A 2,152-nucleotide genomic window follows, 5' to 3' on the forward strand; every position below is an offset into this window, starting at 1 on the left:
TACCAACGCCGCGCGATCTTTAACAAACTCAGCCCTTTTCACGCCACGCTAGAGCAGGCGCTAAAAGCCGATTCGCTGCGCCCCAAGCAACAGCGGCGCAGTGCCAAGGCGCTGTTGGCGCAAATCAAAGCCGAAGGTTATGACGGTGGCTACAGCCAGCTCACCGCGTTTATCCGTGCCTGGCGAGGGGGACAGGGCAAGGCGTCGCAGGCCTTTGTGCCGCTGACCTTTGCTCTTGGCGAGGCGTTTCAGTTTGACTGGAGCGAGGAGGGCTTGCTGGTCGGCGGCATTTACCGGCGTATGCAGGTGGCACATCTGAAGCTGTGTGCCAGCCGTGCGTTCTGGCTTGTGGCGTATCCGAGCCAGGGCCATGAGATGTTATTTGACGCCCATACACGCTCGTTCGGCTCCTTGGGCGGCGTGCCGCGCCGGGGCATCTACGACAACATGAAGACCGCCGTCGACAAGGTCAATAAGGGCAAAGGCCGGGCGGTGAATGCACGCTTTGCGGTGATGTGCGCGCATTACCTGTTCGATCCGGACTTCTGCAACGTCGCCGCTGGTTGGGAAAAGGGCATCGTTGAAAAGAACGTGCAAGACAGCCGCAGGCGTATCTGGCTAGACGCCCAGGACTGCCAGTTTCACTCCTTCGAGGAACTCAATGCCTGGCTGGGCCAGCGCTGCCGCGCGCTTTGGAACGAGCTGACGCACCCTCAATACAGCGGTCTGAGTGTGGCCGAAGTGCTGGAGTTGGAGCGCGCTGAACTGATGCCTGTGCCAGCGCCATTCGACGGTTACGTCGAGCGGCCTGCGCGGGTCTCCAGCACCTGCCTGGTCAGCGTCGGGCGCAACCGCTACTCGGTGCCGTGTGAGTACGCGGGTAAGTGGGTCAGCAGCCGTTTGTATCCGACGCGAATCGAGGTGGTGGCTGACGACGCGCTGATCGCCAGCCATGTCCGCTTGCTGGATCGCGACCAGGTCAGCTATGACTGGCAGCACTACCTCCCGCTGATCGAACGCAAGCCCGGTGCGCTGCGCAACGGCGCGCCCTTTGCTGATCTGCCGGCGTCGCTGCGTCAGCTTAAGCACGGCCTGGGGCGTCATGCCGGCGGTGACCGGATCATGGCGCAAGTTCTGGCTGCCGTACCGGTCGCCGGGCTCGATGCGGTGCTGGTGGCTGTTGAGCTGGTACTGGAAAGCGGCAGCCTGAGCGCCGAACACATCCTCAATGTCGTGGCGCGCCTGGCCGCGACCGAACCACCACCCAGCGTCGAAACCCACTTGTCGCTCAAGGAAGCCCCCGTCGCTAACACGGCGCGCTACGACCGCCTGCGTGGCCAGGCCGAGGGGGTCGGTCATGCGTGATTTGATGGCGGAACTCAAGGAGCTGCGCCTGCACGGCATGGCCACGGCCTGGGCGGAGTTAACTGCACAGGGTGAGTCGAATACAGCCTCGTCCAAGTGGCTGCTCGAACACCTGCTGGAACAAGAGCACACAGATCGCGCCATGCGCTCGGTGAGCCACCAGATGAACATGGCCAAGCTGCCGATGCACCGCGATCTGGCCGGCTTCGACTTCAGCGCCTCCAGCGCCGACGCTCGCTTGATCAGCGAGCTGGCCAATCTGAGCTTTACCGACACCGCGCAGAACGTGGTGCTGATCGGTGGGCCAGGCACCGGTAAAACCCACCTAGCCACCGCGCTGGCCGTGTCCGGCATCACCCGGCACGGTAAGCGCGTGCGCTTCTACTCCACGGTCGATCTGGTCAATCTGCTGGAGCGCGAAAAACACGACGGCAAAGCCGGGCGGATCGCCCAGGCACTGCTGCGCATGGATCTGGTCATCCTCGACGAACTGGGTTATCTGCCGTTCAGCCAGGCTGGCGGTGCGTTGCTGTTTCACCTGCTGTCCAAGCTGTACGAACACACCAGCGTGGTGATCACCACCAACCTGAGCTTCGCCGAATGGTCGAGCGTGTTCGGCGACGCCAAGATGACCACCGCCCTGCTGGATCGGCTGACCCACCACTGCCACATCGTCGAAACCGGTAACGAGTCCTATCGCCTGCAACACAGTAGCTTGGCGGCCCAGGCCAAGATCAAATCACGGGAGCGAAAGCGTAAGGGCGGCCAGGAACCGGAGGACGATGAG

General features: G+C 62.8%; 2 protein-coding genes. Both read left to right on the top strand.

Annotated elements, in window-relative coordinates:
* The coding region (gene istA / locus ACNFCJ_RS23935) for an IS21-like element ISPst3 family transposase (RefSeq protein WP_416773874.1) at positions 1–1,365 on the top strand (1,365 nt) is incomplete at its 5' end.
* Positions 1,358–2,152, top strand: a 795-nt coding sequence (gene istB, locus ACNFCJ_RS23940; protein ID WP_108116351.1) for an IS21-like element ISPst3 family helper ATPase IstB, incomplete at its 3' end; no start/stop codon positions are given. The genes istA and istB, both read left to right, overlap by 8 nt.

Source organism: Pseudomonas sp. NY15364 (genome assembly GCF_048068235.1).
GTDB lineage: Bacteria > Pseudomonadota > Gammaproteobacteria > Pseudomonadales > Pseudomonadaceae > Aquipseudomonas > Aquipseudomonas mendocina_D.